Below are 22,084 nucleotides of genomic sequence, written 5' to 3'. Positions count from 1 at the left end.
GTCTACCCTACTGGCAGCGCCAGCCGGACGAGCGTGCCTCCGCCGGGAGCGGGACCGGCGGAAACGCTGCCGCCGTGGCTGTCCACCACCTGGCCCACGATCGCCAGCCCCAGCCCCGACCCGGGCAGCGCCCGCGCCGAGGGCGCCCGGTAGAAGCGGTCGAAGACGTGCGGCAGGTCGTCGGTCGAGATGCCCGGGCCGTGGTCGCGGACGGTCAGCACGCCGTCCTGCAGGGACACCTCGACCCGCCCGCCCCTGGGGCTGTACTTCGCCGCGTTGTCGAGCAGGTTGGCGACGGCCCGGGCGAGCCGGTCGGGCACGCCGCGGACCACCGCGGGCTCGACCGACACCGCGTACTCGGTCGCGGGCCAGTGCCTGGCCGCGCGGGCGACCTCCCGGGAGACCAGCTCGTCGAAGCGCACGCGTTCCACGAGTACGGCGGGCTCCTCGTCGCGGGCCAGTTCGACCACGTCCGCGACCAGCGCGGTGAGCTCCTCCAGCCCGCTCATCACGGCCCTGCTCGCCTCGTCGCGGTCCTCCGGGGGCAGGTTGCCCCTGATCAGCAGCTCCACGTTGGTCCGTACGGCGGTGAGCGGCGTGCGCAGCTCGTGGGAGGCATCGGCGACCAGGCGTTTCTGCGACTTCGCGGAGCGTTCGAGGGCGTCGAGCATGGCGTTGAAGCTGCGGGCGAGGCTGCTCAGCTCGTCGTCCCCGGACACCTGGATGCGGGTGGTGAGATCCCGGGTCGTGGTGACCCGTCCCGCGGCGTCCTTGAGCGCGTTCACCGGCCGCAGCGCCGCCCGGGCGGCCAGCCAGCCGAGCGCCCCCGACAGCACCAGCCCGCCGACGGCCACGGCGACGAAGGGCCAGCCCAGGTCGTCGACGTCCGCGAGGGCCGCCAGCACACCGCGGGGCGGGGAGTCGCCGTACCCCTCGTACGTCCCGTAGTGGTCCCTCGCCCACTCGACCCGGCGGCAGGTGATGAAGTAGGCGGCCACGATGACGACGATCACGCTGACCGCGGCGGCCAGCGCCGAGGCCATCGCGAGCCGCCAGCGGAGCTTCACCGCTCCTCCCCCGCCGGCTCACCGACCGGCTCCACGACCGGCTCTCTCAGCGCGTACCCCAGGCCGTGCACGGTGTGGATCAGCCGGGGCTCGCCCCCCGCCTCGGTCTTCCTGCGGAGGTAGCGGATGTAGACCTCCAGGGGGTTGGAGCCGGGCCGGAAGCCGTAGCCCCAGATGCGCTCGTGGATGACCTGCCGGGTGAGCACCTGACCGCCGTTGCGGATCAGCAGGTCCAGCAGGGCGTACTCGGTCCTGGTCAGGTCGATGAGCCGGCGGCCGCGCCGGGCCTGCCTGCTGTCCGGCAGCAGGTGGAGGTCGGCGAAGCCCGCCTCGGGCGACGGCGCGGCGCGGCGCAGCAGCGCCCGCACCCGGGCGAACAGCTCCTCCAGCGCGAACGGCTTGACGAGGTAGTCGTCGGCGCCCGCGTCCAGCCCGGCGACCTTGTCGCCGATCCCGTCCAGCGCGGTCAGCATGAGGACCGGCAGCCGGTTGCCGTCGCCCCGCAGCGCCCGGCAGACCTCGATGCCGTCCATCCCCGGCATCAGGACGTCGAGCACCATCAGGTCGGGCGCCGAGCCGCCGATGACGTCCAGGGCGTCGAGGCCGTCGCCCGCGGTCGCCACGCCGTACCCCTCGACCCGCAGGGCGCGCGCGATCGCGTCGCGGACCTCGGGCTCGTCGTCGACCACCAGCACCTGTGTCTTGACCACGCCGTCATTGTGACGTGGGGAGATGAGAGGTTGCTGAGCAGGGGCGGAGTGCGCTCAGGCGTCGGGGTGTCTGGACAGGTAGTCGACGTAGACCGGCCGGAGCGCGTCGCCGAGCTCGCCCTCGCCCGCCGCCATGGCATCGCTGAGCAGCGCCGACACTCTGCTGAGGTCGTTCGCGGTCTCGTCGGTGTTCCCGCTGGCCGCCTCGGCCGCCGGGATGACCTTCAGCAGATCCCACAGGAAACCCAGGTCACCGTGTCGCACGGCGTAGCGCACGGCCCGGTCGTGCAGCTCCTTCGCGGGTAGCGACTCCAGCTCTTCCACGTCCATTCGATCTCACCTCCGCAAGGAGGGTTTCCCCGATGTTTGCCGCTTATACCCGGCGCCGGGAGAAAGGCGTGCCGGGGCCCACACCCACCGGGCCGCCGCGCCCGGTCAAGCCGGGGGGAACCGGGCGTACGGCTCCGGCCGTTCCCCGGACACGGAAACCGCGCACTCTTTGCCGCACCGTGGAAGGATCGTGGACGTGAAGATCATACTCAAGATCGTTGTGGTGGCCGCGGCCCTGTGGGCGTCCACCAAGCTGGTTGACGGCATCACCGTGAGCGCCGGCTCCACCGCCAAACAGATCGGCACCCTCCTCGCGGTCGCGCTGATCTTCGGTCTGGTGAACGCCGTCATCAAGCCGGTCATCAAGACCATCGGATGCGCGTTCTACGTGCTCACGCTGGGCCTGTTCGCCCTCGTGGTGAACGCCGCGCTCCTGCTGCTGACGAGCTGGCTCGCCGGGCAGCTCGACCTTCCCTTCCACGTCAGCGGATTCGTCGCCGCCTTCTGGGGCGCCATCGTCGTGGGCGTGATCAGCTGGGTCCTCAACATGATCCTCGGCGACGACTGACCTCGCCGCGGCCCTTTCCGGCGACGGGCCGATCCTCAGCCGGGTGCGGGGCGGGCGGCGAACACGCCGACGGCCAGCTGGACGACGCAGGCGCCCAGCCCGGCGAGCAGGGGCACGGTCCAGCCGCCCGAGACCTCGTGGAGCACGCCGATCGCGAGCGGCCCGAGCGCGGTGAGCAGGTAGCCGCCCGTCTGGGCGACCGCCGACAACGCCGTCACCGAGGCCGGATCCGGCGCCCGCACCGTGATCACGAGCAGGGCGAGGGCGATCGCGGCTCCCTGCCCGAGGCCCAGGACGACCATCCACAACCAGGGCGCCGTCGTGGGCGCGAGCAGCAGTCCGGCGTATCCGGCGATGACCAGCAGCATGGCGGCGACGACGTGCGGCACCTGGGAACGCGCACGTCCCGCGTGCAGGGGGACGATCAGCGCCGCGGGGATCTGCACGAGGTTCGTCAGGCCCAGCAGGTATCCCGCCTGCCCGGCCGGCAGACCGGCCGCCTGGAAGATGGTGGGCAGCCAGGCCAGCATGACGTAGAAGGTCAGCGACTGCAGGCCCATGAAGGCGGCGACCAGCCAGGTGGCGCGGGCGCGGAGCAGGGCGAGGTAGGGCCGCCCACCAGCCCGCCCGTCCGTCGCCGGGACCTGCCCCTCCCCCGTCGCCGGGATCCGCCGTACTCCCGGAGCCGTCGCCCGGGCGCCGGCCCTCCGGTTCTCCGCGGCCGGGACCTCCGCCGATCCCGCCGGTGCGACCGGGGCCGGATCCGCCCCCACGCGCGGCGTCCGGCGTACGGCGCCCGGCCGGACCGCGACCACCGCCCACAGAGCCGCCGCCAGCAGCGCGAGCGGCGCCGCCGAACCGGCCGCCGTCCGCCAGCCGAGACCGTCGGTCAGCGGGACCATGACCGCCGAGGCCAGGGCGGCCCCGCCCACCATGACCGAGACGTACAGGCCGGTGAAGAGGCCGATCCGGCCGGGGAAGTGCTGCTTGACCAGCCCCGGCATGACCACGTTCATGACGGCGATCGCCGCGCCGGCCAGCGCGGCCCCGCCGTACAGGGCGCTCACCCCGTCCGCGCTGCGCAGGGCCACGCCGGCCGCGAGCACGAGCAGGCCGGCCAGCAGGGTGCGGTCGAGCCCGATCCGGGTGGCCAGCACGGGCGCGGCCGGGGCGAGCAGGCCGAGGCACCCCACCATGACCGTGGTGATGGCGCCGCCGCCCGCGGGGCCGAGGCCGAGGTCGCGCATGATCGTGGGAAGGATCGGCGACACGCCCGCGAGCGCGGGCCGGAGGTTCAGCGCCGCTAGGACAAACCCGACTATCAGCAATACATCGCCCCGATAGCCAACAATCCCCCTCATCACCCGCGAAACCCTACCGTCGCGGTTCAAAGCCGACCTCGGCGACCGCCGGGTGCCGGACCTGCGCCCCGCCCGACCGAGTGGCGACCGGACACGCCGATGGAGCCGTGACGTGACGGCGTGCTGACAACGTTGTCCAGACGTCGTGGAATGGGAGATGATCCCTGCGTGGGAGAGACCAGACGCGGCCGTCCGACCATGAACGACGTGGCCGCCGCGGCCGGCGTGGCGCTGAAGACCGTCTCCCGCGTCGTCAACAACGAGCCCGGCGTGAACGCGGCGACGGCGCTGCGGGTGCACGCCGCGATCGACCGGCTCGGCTACCGCCGCAACGACAGCGCGCGGACGCTGCGCCGCGGCCGTACGGCGAGCATCGGCCTGGTCATCGAGGACGCCGCCGACGTCTTCTACTCCAGTCTCAGCCGGGCGGTCGAGGAGACCGCGCTGCACCACGGATGCCTGCTGTTCACCGGGTCGTCCCAGGAGGACGCGGCCCGGGAGCGCGACCTCGTGCTCGCCTTCTGCGCCCGCCGGGTGGACGGGCTGATCATCGTGCCCGCCGGGACGGACCACACCTATCTGGCTCCCGAGTTCGAGGCGGGGACCAGGGCGGTGTTCGCCGACCGGCCGCCCGGCGCGGGCTGCGAGGCGGACGTCGTCCTGTCCGACAACGTGGGCGGAGCCCGGGCGGGCACGGCGCATCTGATCGCCCACGGTCATCGCCGCGTCGCCTTCCTCGGCGACCTTCCCAGGATCTTCACGGCCGCCGAGCGGCTGCGCGGCTACCGGGAGGCGCTGGCCGCCGCGGGCCTGCCGTACGACGAGGGCCTGGTGGCCATGGGACCGGCCGAACCGGCGCGCATGCGGGCCGACCTCACCCGGCTGCTGGGGGCGTCCGACCCGCCGACCGCGTTGCTGACCGGCAACGGCCGGACCACCGTCGAGACGCTGCGGGCGCTGGCCTCGATCACCGGCTCCGCGACCGGCCCGGCGACGACCGGCGCCTTCCCGGACCGCGCGCCGCCCGGCCTCGGCGGCCTCGCCCTGGTCGGGTTCGACGACTTCGAACTGGCCGACCTGCTGGGCGTGACCGTGGTGGCGCAGGACCCCGCCCGGCTCGGCCGTACGGCGGCCGACCTGCTGTTCCTGCGCCTGGCCGGGGACGACGGCCCGGTCACCCGGTTCGAACTGCCTACCCGGCTGATCCCGCGCGGCTCGGGCGAGCGCCCTCCCCCGCCCCGCCGGGACCGCGGCTGACACCGGGACGCGCGCCGCCACGCAGGTGCCGGCGCAGCACGACCACGGCGGCGACGGAAGCGCAGCCCATCAGCGCGATGGCGAGATGGGCGGGCACCGCCTCGGCGAGCGCCCCGGCCGCCGCGGCGCCCAGCGCCTGGGCCGTCATCACGCCGGAGGTCTGCAGGCCGAACGCCTGGCCCCGGGCGTGCGGCGGCACCGCGTCGAGGAACCGCCGCTGCAATCCCAGGTTGTAGGCCAGCCCGGCCCCCGAGAGCGCCGCCAGCACCGCCGCTCCCGCGACGCCCGGCCGGACGGCGAACCCGAGCAGCGGCACGCCGAGCACGAACGCCAGCGGGAAGGCCAGCCGTTCCCGCAGGGCGGGCGCGGCGAACCTGCCGACCACGAACTCCCCCGCTCCCATCCCCGCCGCCGCGGCGGCGAGGACGATCCCCACGCCCGGCGCCGATCCCTCGTCCGTCAGGTACGGCAGGTAGACGGCCTCCGCCCCGACGGAGAGCATGGCCGGCAGCCACCCGGCCAGCAGCAGCCCCCGGACGGCCCGGTCGGCCAGCAGCGCCCGGTTGACCCGCAACGTCGTCCGTACGGCCCCGGCCTCCCGCTCGCCCCTCGTGGCCCGCGCCGGGCGATCGCGCAGCCCCAGCCGTACGACCACCGCGCTGACCAGTGACAACGCCGCGGTGATCAGCAGGGCCCGGGCGGGACCCGACACGGCGAGCAGGCCGCCGCCGGCCGCCAGGCCCGCGATCTGCGCGCCCGCCGCGGTGGTGCCGAACACCGCCCGGCCGAGCACGTACGCGTCGCCGGCCAGCACGTCGGGCAGCACGGCGGCGCGGGCGGCCGAGAACAGCGGCGTGGGCACGCCCGCCGCGAACACCAGCGCGAGCATGACCCCGATCGGCAGGTCACCGAGGCCGAGGACCAGGCACGTGGCCACGCGCAGGAGGTCGCCCGCGACCATGAGCGCACGCGGGCGCCACCGGTCGGCGAGCGACAGCAGGAACACGCCACCCGCGACCTGCGGCAGAAACCCGATCATGTACGCGAGCGCCGCCAGGCCGGGCGACCCCGTCCGCGCGTAGACCAGAACGGAGAACGCGAGCATCTTCACGGTGTCGCCCAGGACCAGCAGCAGCTGGCTCCCGAACAGCACCCGGAACTCCGCGACGGCGAAGCACGCCCGGAATGTGGATCTGTCCTGGCCCGGTGTCATGGCCACCTCCCGGCGACCATGCTCGGCACCGGGCCTCCGGCCGCGCCAATCCTTCGGAAATGGCCGAAGAATGGACGTCGTGTACCTGATCGAGGTCGGCCCCCAGGACGTCGCCGCCAGCCGGTTCGCCATCTCCCCGCTGAACGAGACCATGCACGCCATGTGGATGCTGTCCGGGCGGCAGCAGGCGGGCGCGCACGCGGCCTGGGCCGCCGTGGCGCGTCCCCGGTTCGCCCGGCTGCTCACCGCGAGCGCGGGAGCGCGGGCGCTGGTGGCGCTGTTCCGGCAGGGGGCCTACAACGCCGACTTCATCGCACCGCCGCCGGCGGGCGTGAACGTCTCCTTCGCCGAGGAGATCGCGGCGATGCGGGCCACACCGCTGGACCGGGCGCGCACCGAGATCGCGCTGTCGCTGGACGGACGGCCGCCGCCGTCCGACGAGATCATGACGGTGCTGGACGACGAGCACGTCGTCGCGTCGCTGGCCGACGGGCTGGAGCGCACCTGGACCGACCTGGTGGCGCCGGAATGGCCGCGTTTCCACGCCGTCCTGGAGCGTGACGTGATCCAGCGGGCCGGGCGGCTGGCGACGTACGGGTGGGCGGCCGCGCTCGGCGACCTCGGCCCGCGGGTCCGCTGGCGGCCGGAACCCGGCCGGATCGAGGTCGGGGCCCCCGGCAAGGGGGACGAGCGGCACCGGCTGGACGGCCGGGGCCTGCTGTTCCTGCCCAGCGTCTTCGTACGGAACGTGATCGCCTATCTCGACGACGCCTGGCCGTACGCGCTGGTGTATCCGGCGCGCGGGGTGGCGGCGGGGCGCCCGCGGGCGGGCGGCGCCGCGGCGCTCGCCGGGCTGGTCGGCCGGTCCCGGGCCCGGATCCTGGCCGAGCTGGAGACTCCGGCGACCACGACGCAACTCGCCGCCCGCCTCGGGCTGGCGCTCGGCACGGCCGGCGGCCACGTGGGCGCGCTGCGCGCCGCCGGGCTGGTGGCCGGCACCCGCGTCGGGCGGCAGGTGCTCTACCGCCGCACCCCTCTCGGGGACGCCCTGGTGGCCGGTGCCCCCGCTCTGTGACGACCGGCCCCCGAGCGTCAGCCCTTGAGCGCGCCGGCCATGAGGCCGCGCATGAAGAACCGGCCGAGCAGGACGTACACGACCATCGTGGGGATGGACGCCAGGATCGCCGCGGCCATCTGCTGGCTGTACGGCGTCGTCACCGCGCCCGCGATGTTGTTGAGCATGACCGTGGTCGGCCACGAGGTGGGCCCGGTGAGGAAGACGGCGAAGAGGAAGTCGTTCCACATCGAGGTGAACTGCCAGATGATCACCACGGCGAAGGCCGGGCCGGAGACCGGCAACACGATCGACCAGAGCGTGCGCAGCATGCCCGCGCCGTCGACGCGGGAGGCCTCGATCAGCTCGTCGGGGATCGTCACGTAGTAGTTGCGGAAGATCAGCGTGCAGATCGGGATGCCGTACACCACGTGGGCGAGGACCAGGCCCGGGATGCCGCCGTAGAGCTGCACGCCGAGCGCGTCGCCCAGGTCCACCATCAGCTGCACCAGCGGGATCATGACGCCCTGGTACGGGATGAACATCCCGAAGAGGAACAGCGTGAACAGCACGTCGGCACCGGGGAAGCGCCACTTGGACAGCACGTATCCGTTCAGCGACCCGAGGGCGGCGGAGATCAGCGACCCGGGGATCGCGAGCAGGAAGCTGTTGACGATGCCCGGTTCGAGCTTCTCCCAGGCGACGCTCCACGCCTCGGTCGTCCAGACCTTGGGGAGGTTCCACGCCTGGGCGGGGTCGGCCTCGCTGAGCGGCTTGAAGCTCGTGACCAGCAGAACGTAGACCGGGATCAGGAAGACCAGGACGAACAGCAGCAACAGGACGAGCCGCACCCACGTGCCCGCCCTGCCCTTCTCGCGGGCCGGGGCGGCGGGCGCCGTACGCGGGGCCTTCCCGGCGACGTGGGCGGTCATGAACGGTTCCCCTTACGGGCGTTCCAGATCAGGTAGGGCACGACGAAGATCACGACGGACAGCACGATGTAGGACGCGATCGTCGCGCCCTTGGCCGGGTCGTGCGAGTCGTAGACCGCCGTCCACATGAACGTCGCGGGCACGTCGGTGATGATCTGCTTGCCCGACACCGCGACGACGAGGTCGAAGACCTTCAGCGAGATGTGGCCGAGGATTATCAGCGCGGAGAGCGTCACCGGGCGCAGCATCGGCAGCACCACATGCCGGTAGACCCCCCACTCGCCGCAGCCGTCCACCCGGGCGGCCTCCCGCAGTTCGTCGGGAACGCCGCGGAACCCGGCGAGGAACAGCGCCATGATGTATCCGGACATCTGCCAGACGGCCGGGATCGCCATGGCCGCCATGCCCCAGTCGGGATCGCGGAACCACTGCCACTGCAGGAAGTCGAGCCCGATGTAGTGGAAGAGCCGGTTGAGGCCCACCGCGTGCTCACCCGTCGCGCTGTTCATCAGCCACCGCCACACCACTCCGGTGGCGATGAAGGAGACGGCCATCGGGAACAGGTAGACGGTGCGGAAGCCGCCCTCCGCCCGGATGCCCTTCTCCATCAGGAACGCGAGGAGCCAGCCGAGGACGAGCGCGCCGGCGACGAAGACCAGGGTGAAGACGATCGAGTGCCGGACCGACAGGCCCCAGCGCTCCTCGCCCCAGATGCCGGTGAAGTTCTCCAGCCCCACGAATTTGCCGGGGATCTCCGCGATCTCGTTGTGCTTGTCGGTCATGGCGAGCTTGAAGTTCCAGCCCAGCAGGCCGTACACGAAGACCGCGATGAGGATGATCGACGGCGAGACCAGGAGCAGCCCCGGCAGCCATCTGCGCACCCGCGTCACTTGCGCCTCTCAGAAGTCAAGCACGGCCCACGCCGCGCCGGCCGGAGCCCGGCGGCGGTCACGGCGTGGGCCGTACGGGGAGATCAGCTCACTGGCCGCTGTTCTTGGCCGCCGCGACCAGCGCCTGCTGGAACTTGGCGACGTTCTTGTCCTGCTGGAACAGACCCACCGCGTCGGTGATCGCGGTACGCCAGGTGTCGTTGGCGACCACGCCGTGCTGGATGGAGCCGGCCAGCTTGTCGGCGGACCACTGCTCCAGGCTCCAGGACAGGTAGTCCTTGTAGAGCGACTGGTCGGCGTCCTTGCGGGCGGGGATCGAGCCCTTCAGCGGGTTGAACGCGTCCTGGCCCTCCTTGCTGGCGGCCACCTTCAGCCACGCGATCGCGCCGTCGCGGTTGGGCGCGCCCTTCGGCAGGGTGAAGCTGTCCGACAGCCACATGAACGTGCCGTCCGTGCCCGGGGACGCGGCCCAGTCGAAGTCCTTCTTCGACTCCTTGCCGAGACCGCCCTCCGGCGGGTTGTGGAAGTAGCCGTAGGCCCAGTCGCCCATGATGTTGAAGGCGGCCTCGCCGTCGGCGACCTGCTTGGCCGCCGGCTGCCAGTCGTCCTGCGGGGTCCCGGCGTACGACAGGATCGTCTTGAAGTTCTCCAGCGCCTTGGTCACGTTCGCGTTGGACCAGTCGGAGGTGGCCGTCCACAGGGCGTTGTAGGCGTCGGTGCCGAGCGAGCCGAGCAGCACGGACTCCAGCAGGTGGACGAGCGTCCACTGCGAGCCGATCGACAGGGGGATCTTGCCGCTCTTCTTGACCTTCTCCAGGTCGGCGATGAACTCGTCCACCGTCTTCGGCGCGCCCGAGATCCTGGCGTCCTTGAGGACCGAGGGGTTGAACCACAGGACGTTCGACCGGTGGATGTTCACCGGCACGGAGTAGACCTGGCCCTCCACCGTGATCTGGTCGATCAGCTGCTGCGGCAGCACGTCCTTGAGCTTCAGCTCGTCGTAGAGGAAGTTCAGCGACTCCAGCTTGCCGCTCTTGATGTAGCCCTGGAGCTCGGCCCCGGCGTGCCCCTGGAAGGTGTCCGGAGGCTGGTTGGCCTGCAGCTTGCTCGACAGCAGCGCCCTGGCCTGGTCGCCCGAGCCGCCGGCCACGGCCGCGTCGAAGAACTCGAAGTTCGAGTTCTCCTTGGCGAAGATCTCACGCATCGCCTTCAGGCCGTCGGCCTCACCCGGGCCCGTCCACCACGAGAAGACCTCGACCTTCTTGTGCGCGGCCGGCCCACCCGCGGTGTCCTGCTTGTCACCGCCGCCGCACGCGGAAAGGGTCAGCAGGCCTGCCACCGAGACCGCGACGGCCGCCATCCACCGTCGTCTCATCGCAACATTCCCTTCAGGCTTTTCGCGAGGATTTCGGGCTCCCCGAAGACACATATGGCTGACAACGTTGTCAGCACAGCCCATCCAGCCACTTCCACGGGCACGCCGTCAAGTTTGTCCCGATAACGTCTCTGCATACGGAGGTTGGCGGACTGTTAGGGACGTGCGTCAAAGGAAGCGCCGCAGCCGGAGCCCGGGAAATTGTCGGTACGGGCGCACACACTGCTGGCATGACGGTCACACAGCAGGGGGGACATGACCATCTGTCCGAGGACGACCTACCTGATCTGGAGGAGATCGAGTCACCTCAGTGGGCCCGGCACTACGGCACGATGGCGGGGCTCAGCTTCCTGACCGTGGCGCGGCGGCTGCCCGGCCTGACCCGCCAGGCCCTCCGCATCGCGTGGGAGGCGAGCCCCCGCGACACCCTGGCCACCATCGCGCTGAGCGTGCTCGGCGGCGTCTTCACCGCCTTCGGCCTGCTGGCCACCACCGGCGTCCTGACCGCGCTGCTCCAGGCCGGCCCGACCCCCGACCGGGTCCGGGCCGCGCTGCCGAGCCTGCTGCTCGTGGGTCTCGCCGCCACCGTGCGCACGGCGGTGCAGGCCGCTGCGGGCTGGGCCGAGTCACGGCTGTCACCCCAGGTCAGCCGCATCACCGAGCGACGGCTCTACACGCTGACGAGCCAGGTCGAGCTCGTCTGCTACGACGATCCGGAGTTCCACGACGCGCTGCAGCGGGCCCGCATGCGCGGCATGGTGGCCGACTCGATCGTGCGCACGGCCATCGACACCGTGTCCGCCCTCGTCGGGCTCGCGGCCGCGGCGAGCGTGCTGGGCGTGCTGCACCCCGTGCTGCTGCCGCTGCTCCTGCTGGCGGTGCTGCCCGACGCCTGGGCGGCGGTCCGGTCGGCCCGGATGAACTACACGACCAATCTGCAGCTGATCTCGGTCCACCGCCGCAAGTGGATCATCGAGGAACTGCTCGCCGACAAGGACACCGCGGCCGAGGTGCGCACGTTCACCATGCGCGGTTTCCTGCTCCGCATGTTCGACAAGGTCGCCATGGGCGAGCAGCGGGCGATGCTCGCGCTCGCGCGGCGGCAGACGTTCGCGCGGGTCCTGGGCGAGGCGCTCGGCGGCGTCGGTCAGGGCGTCGTCTACGTCACGCTCGGGGTGCTGCTGGTGATCGGCGCGGTGCCGCTCGCGGTGGCCGGCACCGCGGTGCTCGCCATCCGGACCGGCCAGGCGTCGCTGGCGAACCTCCTGTACGCGACGAACCGGCTCTACGAGGAGGGCCTCTACTTCACCGACTTCCTGGACTTCGTCGCGCACGCCGAGAGCAGGGTCCCGCCCCTCCGCGAGCGGCAGGCCCCGGAACGCTTCGAGCGCATCACGGTCGAGGACGTCACGTTCACCTACCCCGCCACGCCGGCCCCGGCCCTGCGCGGGGTGTCGGCCCGAGTCGAGCGCGGGGAGGTCGTGGCCCTCGTCGGGGAGAACGGCTCGGGCAAGACCACCCTCGCCAAGATCCTCGCCGGGCTGTACGAGCCGGACGGAGGGCGGGTGCTGTGGGACGACGTCGACGTGAGCGAGGTGGATCCTGACAGCCTGCGTCGCAGGATCGCGGTCATCGCGCAGGACCACACCCGGTGGCCGCTGACCGCCCGCCACAACATCACGATGGGCATGCAGAGGGGCGAGGACGAGGTGGTCCGCGCCGCCGAGGTGGCGGGCGCCGACCAGGTCATCGCCGAACTGCCGCACGGCTACCGCACGCTGCTGGACCGCCGGTTCAAGAACGGCCACGAGCTGTCGGGCGGCCAGTGGCAGCGCGTGGCGGTGGCGCGCGGCTTCTACCGCGACGCGCCACTGCTGATCTGCGACGAGCCCACGGCGGCCCTCGACGCCCGGGCCGAGCACGCGTTGTTCGACCGGATCAGGCGACACGCCGACGGGCGGACGGTGCTGCTCATCACGCACCGGCTCGCCAGCGTCCGCTACGCCGACCGCATCTACGTGCTCGACCACGGCCTCGTCCGCGAGCACGGCACGCACGACGAACTGATCGCGCTCGACGGGCTCTACGCCGAGCTCTACAACCTCCAGGCCGAGGCGTACCGGGCCCCCTGAGCCGGCCTTACAAGCCGCCCGCCCGGCCCGCCACGAGCGGGCCGGGCACCAGCGGGCCGGGCACGAGCGGGCACAGTCCAGCATGGCCGGTCACGCACCTGGACCGGCCCGGTCCGGCCCTCAGGAGGCCTGCTCGCAGTCGGGGAGCATGGCGCGCATGGTGAGCACGTCCTTGTAGTACTGCATCTTCCGCTGCACCCCGCCCTGCTTCTGACGCAGGTCGGCGATCTGGGCCTCGACCTTCCGGTCGTGCTCCTCCAGCAGCGCGATCCGGTCGGCGATGGTGTGCTCGCCCTGCCGTACGAGCGCGGCGAAGCGCAGCATCTCGGCGATCGGCATGCCGGTGTCCCGGAGGCAGCGGACCATGCCGAGCCAGCTCACGTCCTCCTCGGTGAAGCGCCGCTGGCCCGACGCGTTCCGGCCGATCGGCTCCAGCAGCCCGATCCGTTCGTAGTAACGAAGGGTGTCGAGGCTGAAACCGGTCTCCTCGACGACCTGTCCAGGTGTGTACACGGCCACGCCATTGATCCTGTCACAGCGGATGCCGTACCGCCGCGAGCGGTTGTGTCTGTAGGCGGTTCGCAAGCGGATCGCAAACAGTTCCCCATATAACGGGTGCTGTTCAACGCCTTTCCCGGGACCTTCTCCGAAAGGCGGCGCTTCCGAAGGAGACAGTGAGACAGAGATGCCCGGCCTTCCCCGCCTACTCGCCGGCATGGCACTCGCCGCCGCCGTCGTCCTGCCGGTGGTCCTGGTCTCGCCGGCCTCCGCCGCGCCGCTCCCGTGCCGTCCCGGCAGTGGCCCGAAACTGGCCGGGCGGGATCTCACCCGGGCCGCCCTGCCCGCCGACCTGTCCTGCGCCGACCTGCGTGGCGCCACGCTGGACGGGCTGTACGTACGCGTCCCGCTCACCGGGGCCGACCTGCGCGGAGCGTCGCTCAAGGGGACGCATCTCGGGAACGCCCAGATGGCCGGGGTCAGGCTGGGCAAGGCCGACCTGTCCGAGGCCGAGCTCTACTACGCGGACCTGCGGGGCGCGGACCTGCGCGGGGCGACGATGGACGACTCCTCGCCGTACGGCGCGCACCTGGAGGGCGCCGACCTGAGCGGAGCCACGCTGACGCGGGCCAAGGCGTACTCCGCCCAGTTCGACGACGCGAAGCTGGTCGGCACCGACCTCACCGACGCCGACGTCTACGGGGCCGACCTGCGCCGGGCCGACCTCACCCGGGTGAAGGCCCCGAAGGCCCGGCTCTACGGCGCCACCCTGATCAAGGCCGTGTTGCGGCGGGCCGACCTCCGGGACGCTCAACTGTACGGGTCGGTGATGGACGGCGCGGACTTCCGGGACGCCGACCTCGGCGGGGCCGACCTGCGTGACGTAAGGGGCGCCCGGCTGACCGGGAGCACGGGCATGCCGAAGGACCTGCCCGCTCCCGGCGCGGCGTGCGAGCCGGGCGAGGGCCAGCACTACGCGGGGTGGGACCTGACCACGGTCACCGACTTCCCCGACGACCTGAGCTGCGCCGACCTCACCGGCGCCAAGCTGGACGGCCTCGACCTGAGCAGCGTCAAGCTCAACCGGGCCGTCCTGCGGGACGTCTCCGCGGCCGGGACGACCTTCCGCTCCCTCAAGGGCGCGGACCTGACCGGCGCGCACCTGCGACGGGCCGCGCTCGGCAGCGCGGACCTCACCGGGGCGAACCTGACCCGGGCGGACCTCTCGGAGGCCGCGATGAGCAGCTCCGACCTGACCGGGGCCACATTGACCGGCGCCGATCTTCGCGGGGCGGAGATGACCAGCGTCACGGCGGACCAGGCCGACTTCACCGCCGCGCGGATGGACCGGGCACAGCTCAACAGCGGCAGGCTCCGGGAGGCGGTCTTCCGCAAGGCGACGCTGACCGACGCCAGCCTGCAGTCGGCCGAGCTGCGGGGCGCGACCTTCCAGGACGCCGAGGTCACCGGCCTGGAGGTCGACTACGCGGAGGACGCCGACCTGTCCGGGTCCACCAGCAGGCTCGGCGCCGGCTGGGTCGTCTTCTTCGGCATCGTGGGACTGATCGTCTTCTGGATCGTCCTCGGGCTGGTCGTACGCGGAACCCGCCGGAGGAAGGCCGCCAGGAAGCAGGCCGCGGAAAGGGCCGTCCGCTTCTCGGACGCCCGGAGCGTGCAGGAGGAGAACGTCACGCGGCTGGGAGAGGAGATCGACGGCGCAGCGGACAGAACCGGCGAAATCGACTGGAACGCTGCCCTGGACGCCTACGACGCGGCGAAGGAGGCGCTGGCGACCGCCCACGACATGGACGACCTGAAGGACGTCGAGACGATCGTGGCGCGCGGCCGGAAGGCCCTCACCCGCCGCCGGTGAAAGCGGCTTGCGCTGGAGTGCGCTCCAGGCGGCAGGGTGATCGGCATGAGAATCGCTCTGGGGACGATCCCCTTCGGGACAGCCGTGGACGAAGAGACCTCTTTCGCCATACTCGACCGCTTCGTCGAAGGCGGCGGAACGATCCTCGACACGGCCAACAACTACCCCTTCTGGATGGACGGCGCGACCGGGGACGAGAGCGAGGCCACCATCGGCCGGTGGCTCGCCTCCCGCCGCGACCGGGACGCGGTGGTGATCAGCACCAAGTGCGGCGCCCGCCCGTCCGTGCCCGGCGCCCGTACGCTCGACGCCGCCGAGGGCCTGTCCGCCGGTGTCGTGCGGGCCGCGATCGAGGGCAGCCTGCGGCGCCTCGGCACCGATCACGTGGACGTGTACTGGGCCCACATCGACGACAGGACGACGCCCCTGGAGGAGACCGTCGCCGCCTTCGACGAGGTGGTGCGGGCCGGCAAGGCCAGGGAGATCGGCGCGAGCAACCACGCCACCTGGCGGCTGGAGCGGGCCCGCACACTGGCGGCCGCGCGCGGCGGCACCCGGTACGGCCACGTGCAGCTCCGTCACTCCTACCTCCGTCCCCGCCCCGGCGTACGGCTGCCCGAGGGCGGCCACACCCTGGTCACCGAAGAGCTGCTCGACTACGTACGCTCCGAGGGCGACCTGAAGCTGTGGGTCTACTCCACACTGCTGGCGGGCGCGTACACGGCCAAGCCGCTGCCCGAGCACTACGACCACCCGGGCACCACCAGGCGGCTGGCCGTGCTCGACGAGGTGGCGGGTGAGATCGGCGCGACGCGCAACCAGGTCGTGCTCGCCTGGCTGCGCGCGCAGGACATCCTCCCGATCGTCGGGGTCAGCTCGGTCGCCCAGCTGGAGGAGGTCATGGCCGACGTGAAGCTCGACGACGACCTGCTCTCCCGCCTCGACGCCCCCGTCTGACCCCCACCGGCCCCGGCGCGGGACCTCTCCCGCCGGGGCCGCTCAGCCCGATCCGGCCCCGGGCCGGCCATGCCGGCCCGGGTGATGAGTTGTCGCGCCCGCACCCGTCACACCTAGGGACACGACGAGGCGGAAGGATGACGTGATGAGTGCGGACACGCGGCCGGAGGAGCCGAACGTGAGCGGTCTGGGCGCAAGTGGACTGGGTGCAAGCGGTCCGGGCGAGGTCGACGAGCCGGCGTTCTCGGGGCTGGCGGAGCGGCACCGGCGGGAGCTGCACGTGCACTGCTACCGGATGCTCGGGTCGTTCGAGGACGCCGAGGACACCGTGCAGGAGACGTTCCTCCGGGCCTGGCGGCGGCGGGAGACCTTCGAGGGGCGGTCGACGTTCCGGGCCTGGCTGTACCGGATCGCCACCAACGCCTGCCTGGACCTCCTCGCCAGGGGCCGCCCGGAGCCCGCGACAGGCGGCGAGGTGCTGTGGCTGCAGCCGTACCCGGACCGGCTGCTCGACGAACTGCCCGCGGGCGACGCGGACGAGCCGGAGGCCGTCGCCGTCGCGCGGGAGACGATCGAGCTGGCGTACGTGGTCGCGGTCCAGCACCTCGCGCCGCGCCCGCGGGCCGTGCTGATCCTGCGGGACGTGCTCGGCTGGCCGGCGAAGGAGGTCGCGGAGCTCCTCGGCGACTCGGTCAACTCCGTGAACAGCGCGCTGCAACGGGCCCGCGCCGGCATGCGGGAGCATCTGCCCTCCGAACGGCAGGACTGGACCGGCGGCGAGGAGGACGCCGGGACGCGCGAGCTGGTGCGCCGCTACACCGAGGCCAGCGTGGCCACGGACGTCGACGGGCTCGCCGCCCTGCTGCGGGACGACGTCCGCTGCTCGATGCCGCCCACGCCGGGCCTGTGCGTCGGCCGCGACGCGGTGGTGAAGGACTGGGTCGAGAGCGGCTTCGAGAGCATGAAGCACCTGCGCGCCGTCCCCACCTCCGTGAACCGGCAGCCCGCCGTCGCCTTCTACCAGTGGCGGAAGCGGGAGGGCGCGTACCTGCCGCTGACGATCGACGTCCTGCGCGTCACCGGCGGGGCGATCACCGAGATCGTCACGTTCCACGGCGACCGGTTCCCGCGGCTCGGGCTGCCGGAGCGCCTGCCGGCGGACGGCACGGAGTAGTCCCGGCGCCGGACCGGCTGACGGCCGTCGGTTGGCTCCCGGTCCCGGACGGGTGTTGGATCGACCTCTGTTCGCTTGGGGAGAGGCGGGGGCGGCCGATGGCGCGGGGGCTGGGACGGGACTTCGCGTGGTTGTGGGGGGCCTACGCGGTGAGCTCGCTGGGGACATGGCTGGCGCTGGACGCGTTCCCGCTGATCGCCATCCTGGCCCTGCACGCCGGCGCCGCGCAGGTGTCCCTGATCGCGGCGGCCGGCGGAGCCGCCGGCGCCCTGCTGGCTGTGCCGCTCGGCCCGTGGATGGAGTTCCGGAGGAAGCGGCGGCTCATGATCCGGGCCGACCTGGTCCGCTTCCTGACGCTGCTGACCGTGCCGGTCGCGTACGCCGCAGGCGCGTTGACGTACGCGCACCTGCTCGTCGTGGCCGTGGTCGTCGCCCTGGCCGACATCGTCTTCGTGGGGGCCGGCGGGGCCCACCTCAAGGCCCTCGTGCCCAAGAGCCACCTGATGGAGGCGAACGGCCGGTTCGAGATGGTCATGTGGACGTCCACCGCTGTCGGCCCGCCGGCCGGAGGCGCGCTCATCGGGATGCTCGGCCCTGTTGTCACGGTCGCCCTGAACGCGGCCAGCTATCTGCTGTCCGCGCTGGGGATCCGCGCGATCACGGCTCCCGAGCCGGACCCACCTGTCCGCCGTACGGGCACCTCGCGCCGGGCGGAGATCGCCGAGGGGTGGCGGACGATCGTCGCGGACCGCGGGCTGCGCGTCCTGTTCGCGAACACGGTGCTCGTCTCCGCGCTCATCATGGCGACGGCTCCGCCGCTGACCTTCCTGATGCTGCACGATCTCGGCCTGACGCCGCTGCAGTACGGGCTCGCCTTCGGCGTTCCCTGCCTGGGCGGCATCCTGGGTTCGCGGATCTCCCGCCCGCTCGTCCGCCGGTTCGGGCAGCGGGCGATGCTGCTGACGTTCGGCGTCGCGCGGGTGCCCTGGCTCGTCGGGCTCCCGTTCACGGGGCAGGGCCCGGCCGGCCTCGCGCTGATCATGCTGGTCGAGTTCGGCCTGATCACCTGCATGGGCGTCTTCAACCCCGTCTTCGCCACCTACCGGCTCGAACGGGTGGAGGACGGCAAGGTGGCGCGGGTCCTGACCGCCTGGACCATCACCTCGCGGACGACGACCGCCACGCTCACGGCCGTGTGGGGCGTCCTGGCCGGCCTCGCCGGCGCCCGCGCCGCGATCGCGATCGGCGTGGTGCTGCTCGTCGCGACGGCCGCGATACTCCCGTGGCGTACCCCGTCTCGCGACGCCGCGCCCGCCCTCGTCGCCACGTCTGCCGACTGACGCCTGCCGGACGACCTCGATCTGTGGAGCTGTGCGGGCCGCGGGCGGTGCGTGTACGACCGCCCGCGGCCCGGTCAGGACCTCACGTCAGCTGCGCAGGGTCCACTTCTGGTTGTTTCCGCCGTTGCAGGCCCAGAGGATGAGCTTCGTGCCGTTGGCGGTGCCGGCCGCGTTGGCGTCGAGGCACAGCCCGGACTGCACGCCGGTGATCGTGCCGTTGGAGTTGACGTTCCACTGCTGGTTGGTCTGTCCGTTGCAGTCCCAGATGATCGCCTGGGTGCCGTTGGCGGTGCCCTGGCCGTAGGCGTCCAGGCACTTGTTGCCGAGCACCTGCAGCTGCTTGCCCGAGGTGTACGTCCACCGCTGGTTGGTGCCGCTCCCGCAGTCCCACAGCTGCACCTGGGTGCCGTTGGTGGTGCTGGAGTTCGGCACATCGACGCACCGGCCGGACTGGCCGCCCACGATCTGGACGCCCTGCTGCGGGTTGCTACCGCCGTTCCCCTGCCTGACGAGCGACTTCGACTCGGCCGATCGATTGCCCTGGGCGTCCACGACGTAGAGCCGATACTCGCCGTTCGACGCCGGAACAGCGATGGAGGTCGCGGTTCCGCTCGCCGTGGTCATCGTGTTTCCGGCGGTGAAGTTGGTCGTACCCGAGGGAGCCAGCCAGACCGTCTTGCTCGCGTCGCCGGCGCTCCGGATCGGAATCGACGTCACACCGGAGGCGACGAACGTGCTGGCGGGCAGGACGTAGTCCGGCAGGGAGAGATTGCTCTGCGGGACGATGTTCCGGTATGCGTCCTCGAGTCCGGAGTTCACGGCGATGCCGTAGGCCTGCGACGGCCAGACATAGTCGGAGTACACGAGGATGTCCTGGACCGTGCTGTTCGGCAGGTTCTTGTTGGAGACCTTGTTGATGGGGCCGTAGGTCTGCGTGATGCTCAGGTCGTGCTTACGCCCGAAGTCGTCGGAGTTGATGAGCCACGTGACGTTCTTGTCCACGCTCAGGACGTTGTCGCGGAAGGTGATGTTTCCCGAGCCCTCGTCCGGGTGGAGTCCGTACTTGTGACCGGAGGGGACGCCCTGCAGATAGTTGTTGGTGATCGTGGTGCCCGGCTGGTTGCCCAGCGTGTAGATGGGCGCCGTGTCGCTCAGCCGCTGCACCGTGTCGATGAAGTGGTTGTAGCTGATGGTGTTGTTCCTCGCCGTGGTGGTCGGCCGGTTGGGCGCGATCGAGCCTGACGATCCGTCGAAGTTCCACCACCCCCAGCCGAGCGTGACACCGGACCACGGGGTCTTCTCGATGCGGTTGTGCTGGATGGACAGGGTGTCGGCGAAGTACGCCGAGATGGGGCTGTGCCCGTTGAACAACACGGCGCTGTCGTAGATGTAGTTGTTCTTGATCTCGATGTTCTTGGGGGCGCCCTCGACCTGAACGGGATACTTCTCGCGGTTCGACGAGGTGTAGTCCCCGATGTAGACATGCTGGGGGTGGCCCACGTCGATGGCGGATCCGGCGATGTCGTTGGTGTAGTTACCGATCAACTGGGTGTTCACCACGTCGTTGGCCAGGGTGATTCCGTCGACGCCGGTGTGCTGAATCCGGTTGTTCTGCAGGACGAGCCCGTCGGCGTTCTCGATCTGGATCATGCCGGGCGCCAGGTCGACGTTGCGGTAGTAATAGGCGTGGAAGTTCTGCTTGGCGTACACCTGTGCGCCGAGATTGCCCTGCTGGGCCTGCTTGAACACCGAGCCGGCCACGTTGAACAGGTTCCAGTCGGAGTGCTGGACCGTGAGGCCGGAGAACGTGATGTTCTTGGCGCGGTTGCTCGTGGAGGTGCCGGCGACCTTGATAAGGGTGGACACGTTGTTCGGCGCCCAGACCGCGGCGGTCGTCATGTCCTCCGAGCTCGCCTTGTAGTAGTACAAGGTCCGGCTCGTCTTGTCGAAGAAGAACTCGCCCGGCGCGTCCAGGAACTCGTAGGCGTTCATCACCTTGTGGCTGCCGCCGACCTGGGCGTTGCCGTTGAAGGCGCCCTGGGCGATGGCCGCTCCCGGCTGCTGGAACAGAGCTATGCGGTTCGAGCCCTCGGTGGTGACCTGCCGGACGCCCACGATGGCCGTGGTCCAGGTCGTCGACGTCTCTATCTCGATGTCGTCCTGGTTGGCGGCGACAGCGGGGAAATCACTGAGGCTGTACTTCGCCCCCGCGCACTGCGAACCCGATTCCCACGCCCAGGACGCCTGTCCCGCCGTGATGTTGTAGGTCCCGTAGCATCCGGCCGAATTCATCGTCTTCGAGGCCATGTACGCCCGCTTGTCGTTGACATAGAGCGCACGGAGCTTGTTGCTGCGATTCAGCGGGGCTTTCCAGATGTTGCCGCTGTGCTGCGTCCATCCGGTTACCTGGACGCCTCCGCTGAGGATCGGCGTCTCGTTCTGGTACGCGGCGTAGATGACCCGGTAACCATTCGTGCCGGAGTCGGCCGGCGTGAAGTCGATTGTGCTGCCGACCGGATAGTTGCCCCCGCGGAGATACACGTAGATGTCGCCTGACATGCTGGCGTTCACCGTGCGGACGACGTCCCTCGCGCGCTGCAGGGTTTTGAACGGCGACGCTATCGTTCCGGGGTTCGCGTCGTTTCCGTCGGGAGCGACGTAGTAGGTTGCCTGGGTCGCTGCCGAGGCCGGGCCTGCGAAGGTCGGCAGCAACACGGCGGCGACGAACACCGCAAGCGCTGCTAACGCCTTCCCAGTGGTGGACAGGGCTGACTTCACGCTCTGTTCCCTTCGCTGGTTCCGAGCATATTTTCGCCGCGCGATCGACCCGCCACAGGAGAACTCATCGGGGGTGTGCCACTGCGCGGGTGTGGCGCCTGTCTTGTGGTCGAGGACTTCGATCGGAGGGCCGTGCGTCTTTCCGGGCCGAGGAGCCGGCCGTCCTCACGGCATGCGCGGCCATAACACGCCCTAAGAATCCGTGGCAGACATAGCGTTACCGACTGTGACGTCGTAACGTATGACGTATGCCGTCTGATGTCGATGGGTAATGTGGCATTTTGAGGGGTGTCTCGCAAGAGTCGATGGAGCGTGGGAAGGCGCGCCTTCGCCCACCCCGGCGCCATAAGGCAAAGTGATCGTTCGCGACATGGTGAACTTCACACGCGTCGCGGCTGGGTGCCGCCGGTCACCCGAGCGGCACGCCCTGGCAGCCCGTGGGCGTGATCTACCAGGTCAGTGGCAGGCGTATCCGGTGACGCGCCGGTTGCCGGCGGCCCGGCGCGATCCGACATGCGGAGCCTGCGACACCCCGGATCGCCGCCGGATCAGCCCGTATTCCGGGACAGGCCGAG

At 71.2% G+C, this 22,084-nt stretch carries 18 protein-coding genes; 8 read left to right on the top strand and 10 right to left on the bottom strand.

Annotated elements, in window-relative coordinates:
- Positions 1-2 precede the first annotated feature (2 nt).
- The 3 genes from HHX40_RS17345 to HHX40_RS17335 are packed head-to-tail and all read right to left on the bottom strand — an operon-like array spanning position 3 to position 2,107.
- On the bottom strand, positions 3-1,067 hold the full coding sequence (locus HHX40_RS17345; protein ID WP_182881412.1) for a HAMP domain-containing sensor histidine kinase: 1,065 nt from the start codon (positions 1,065-1,067) through the stop codon (positions 3-5).
- Positions 1,064-1,777 carry a response regulator transcription factor gene (locus HHX40_RS17340; protein ID WP_310738156.1) on the bottom strand — a complete coding sequence of 238 codons (714 nt, stop codon included), beginning with the start codon at positions 1,775-1,777 and terminating at the stop codon, positions 1,064-1,066. Before HHX40_RS17340 ends, HHX40_RS17345 begins: the two co-directional genes overlap by 4 nt.
- A 54-nt stretch (positions 1,778-1,831) precedes the next feature.
- Positions 1,832-2,107: a hypothetical protein gene (locus tag HHX40_RS17335; RefSeq protein ID WP_117408449.1), complete on the bottom strand. Its 276-nt coding sequence runs from the start codon at positions 2,105-2,107 to the stop codon at positions 1,832-1,834.
- A gap of 196 nt (positions 2,108-2,303) precedes the next feature.
- Here HHX40_RS17335 and HHX40_RS17330 point away from each other — a divergent pair, with 196 nt between their 5' ends.
- Entirely contained in the window at positions 2,304-2,675 is a 372-nt protein-coding gene (locus HHX40_RS17330) for a phage holin family protein (RefSeq protein WP_182881411.1), read from the top strand.
- Positions 2,676-2,710: 35 nt separating this feature from the next.
- Here the strand turns inward: HHX40_RS17330 and HHX40_RS17325 are convergent, their stop codons facing one another.
- Positions 2,711-3,946: an MFS transporter gene (locus tag HHX40_RS17325; RefSeq protein WP_310738155.1), complete on the bottom strand. Its 1,236-nt coding sequence runs from the start codon at positions 3,944-3,946 to the stop codon at positions 2,711-2,713.
- A 258-nt stretch (positions 3,947-4,204) separates the two neighbouring features.
- On the opposite strand from HHX40_RS17325, the gene HHX40_RS17320 reads away from it, so the two are divergent.
- Positions 4,205-5,293, top strand: a complete 1,089-nt coding sequence (locus HHX40_RS17320; protein WP_310738154.1) for a LacI family DNA-binding transcriptional regulator — start codon at positions 4,205-4,207, stop codon at positions 5,291-5,293.
- On the opposite strand, the gene HHX40_RS17315 is transcribed toward HHX40_RS17320, so the two are convergent.
- Entirely contained in the window at positions 5,229-6,506 is a 1,278-nt protein-coding gene (locus tag HHX40_RS17315; protein WP_182881409.1) for an MFS transporter, read from the bottom strand. The genes HHX40_RS17320 and HHX40_RS17315 overlap by 65 nt on opposite strands.
- A gap of 70 nt (positions 6,507-6,576) precedes the next feature.
- On the opposite strand from HHX40_RS17315, the gene HHX40_RS17310 reads away from it, so the two are divergent.
- Positions 6,577-7,581, top strand: a complete 1,005-nt coding sequence (locus tag HHX40_RS17310) for an ArsR/SmtB family transcription factor (protein WP_182881408.1) — start codon at positions 6,577-6,579, stop codon at positions 7,579-7,581.
- A 17-nt stretch (positions 7,582-7,598) separates the two neighbouring features.
- On the opposite strand, the gene HHX40_RS17305 is transcribed toward HHX40_RS17310, so the two are convergent.
- The 3 genes from HHX40_RS17305 to HHX40_RS17295 all read right to left on the bottom strand — a co-directional run bounded on the left by HHX40_RS17305 (position 7,599) and on the right by HHX40_RS17295 (position 10,757).
- Entirely contained in the window at positions 7,599-8,492 is an 894-nt protein-coding gene (locus tag HHX40_RS17305; RefSeq protein WP_117408445.1) for a carbohydrate ABC transporter permease, read from the bottom strand.
- Entirely contained in the window at positions 8,489-9,373 is an 885-nt protein-coding gene (locus tag HHX40_RS17300) for a sugar ABC transporter permease (RefSeq protein WP_310738153.1), read from the bottom strand. The genes HHX40_RS17305 and HHX40_RS17300 overlap by 4 nt, the downstream gene beginning before the upstream one ends.
- A gap of 97 nt (positions 9,374-9,470) precedes the next feature.
- Positions 9,471-10,757, bottom strand: a complete 1,287-nt coding sequence (locus HHX40_RS17295; protein WP_182881406.1) for an ABC transporter substrate-binding protein — start codon at positions 10,755-10,757, stop codon at positions 9,471-9,473.
- Between the two features lie 230 nt (positions 10,758-10,987).
- Between HHX40_RS17295 and HHX40_RS17290 the strand changes: the two genes are divergently transcribed.
- The gene (locus HHX40_RS17290; protein WP_182881405.1) at positions 10,988-12,889 is read left to right on the top strand and encodes an ABC transporter ATP-binding protein; all 1,902 of its coding nucleotides are present in this window, start codon (positions 10,988-10,990) and stop codon (positions 12,887-12,889) included.
- Positions 12,890-13,009: 120 nt separating this feature from the next.
- Here the strand turns inward: HHX40_RS17290 and HHX40_RS17285 are convergent, their stop codons facing one another.
- A complete protein-coding gene (locus HHX40_RS17285; RefSeq protein WP_117408441.1) occupies positions 13,010-13,408 on the bottom strand; it encodes a MerR family transcriptional regulator in 399 nt (132 codons plus the stop codon).
- A 166-nt stretch (positions 13,409-13,574) separates the two neighbouring features.
- Here HHX40_RS17285 and HHX40_RS17280 point away from each other — a divergent pair, with 166 nt between their 5' ends.
- The 4 genes from HHX40_RS17280 (at position 13,575) to HHX40_RS17265 (ending at position 18,731) form a co-directional block, all read left to right on the top strand.
- Complete coding sequence (locus tag HHX40_RS17280; RefSeq protein ID WP_259403684.1) at positions 13,575-15,260, top strand: pentapeptide repeat-containing protein; 1,686 nt, start codon at positions 13,575-13,577, stop codon at positions 15,258-15,260.
- Positions 15,261-15,305: 45 nt separating this feature from the next.
- Positions 15,306-16,217 (top strand): aldo/keto reductase, encoded by a 912-nt coding sequence (locus HHX40_RS17275; protein ID WP_182881402.1) that lies wholly within the window; start codon positions 15,306-15,308, stop codon positions 16,215-16,217.
- Between the two features lie 145 nt (positions 16,218-16,362).
- Positions 16,363-17,391 (top strand): RNA polymerase subunit sigma-70, encoded by a 1,029-nt coding sequence (locus HHX40_RS17270; RefSeq protein WP_182881401.1) that lies wholly within the window; start codon positions 16,363-16,365, stop codon positions 17,389-17,391.
- Between the two features lie 98 nt (positions 17,392-17,489).
- Positions 17,490-18,731 carry an MFS transporter gene (locus tag HHX40_RS17265; protein ID WP_182881400.1) on the top strand — a complete coding sequence of 414 codons (1,242 nt, stop codon included), beginning with the start codon at positions 17,490-17,492 and terminating at the stop codon, positions 18,729-18,731.
- A gap of 87 nt (positions 18,732-18,818) precedes the next feature.
- Here the strand turns inward: HHX40_RS17265 and HHX40_RS37735 are convergent, their stop codons facing one another.
- A complete protein-coding gene (locus tag HHX40_RS37735) occupies positions 18,819-21,509 on the bottom strand; it encodes a ricin-type beta-trefoil lectin domain protein (protein WP_182881399.1) in 2,691 nt (896 codons plus the stop codon).
- Positions 21,510-22,084 lie beyond the last annotated feature (575 nt).

The sequence above is a fragment of the Microbispora sp. H10949 genome (assembly GCF_014161435.1).
In the GTDB taxonomy this organism is placed as follows: Bacteria; Actinomycetota; Actinomycetes; order Streptosporangiales; family Streptosporangiaceae; genus Microbispora; species Microbispora triticiradicis.
This window is presented reverse-complemented; position numbering and strand designations above follow the sequence as displayed.

Bases quoted from the DNA above. Each gene is read 5' to 3' on its own strand.
- HHX40_RS17335 (WP_117408449.1), bottom strand. From the start codon at position 2,107: ATGGACGTGGAAGAGCTGGAGTCGCTACCCGCGAAGGAGCTGCACGAC.
- HHX40_RS17315 (WP_182881409.1), bottom strand. From the start codon at position 6,506: ATGACACCGGGCCAGGACAGATCCACATTCCGGGCGTGCTTCGCCGTC.
- HHX40_RS17310 (WP_182881408.1), top strand. From the start codon at position 6,577: ATGGACGTCGTGTACCTGATCGAGGTCGGCCCCCAGGACGTCGCCGCC.
- HHX40_RS17305 (WP_117408445.1), bottom strand. From the start codon at position 8,492: ATGACCGCCCACGTCGCCGGGAAGGCCCCGCGTACGGCGCCCGCCGCC.
- HHX40_RS17295 (WP_182881406.1), bottom strand. From the start codon at position 10,757: ATGAGACGACGGTGGATGGCGGCCGTCGCGGTCTCGGTGGCAGGCCTG.
- HHX40_RS17290 (WP_182881405.1), top strand. From the start codon at position 10,988: ATGACGGTCACACAGCAGGGGGGACATGACCATCTGTCCGAGGACGAC.
- HHX40_RS17280 (WP_259403684.1), top strand. From the start codon at position 13,575: ATGCCCGGCCTTCCCCGCCTACTCGCCGGCATGGCACTCGCCGCCGCC.
- HHX40_RS17275 (WP_182881402.1), top strand. From the start codon at position 15,306: ATGAGAATCGCTCTGGGGACGATCCCCTTCGGGACAGCCGTGGACGAA.
- HHX40_RS17270 (WP_182881401.1), top strand. From the start codon at position 16,363: ATGAGTGCGGACACGCGGCCGGAGGAGCCGAACGTGAGCGGTCTGGGC.
- HHX40_RS17265 (WP_182881400.1), top strand. From the start codon at position 17,490: ATGGCGCGGGGGCTGGGACGGGACTTCGCGTGGTTGTGGGGGGCCTAC.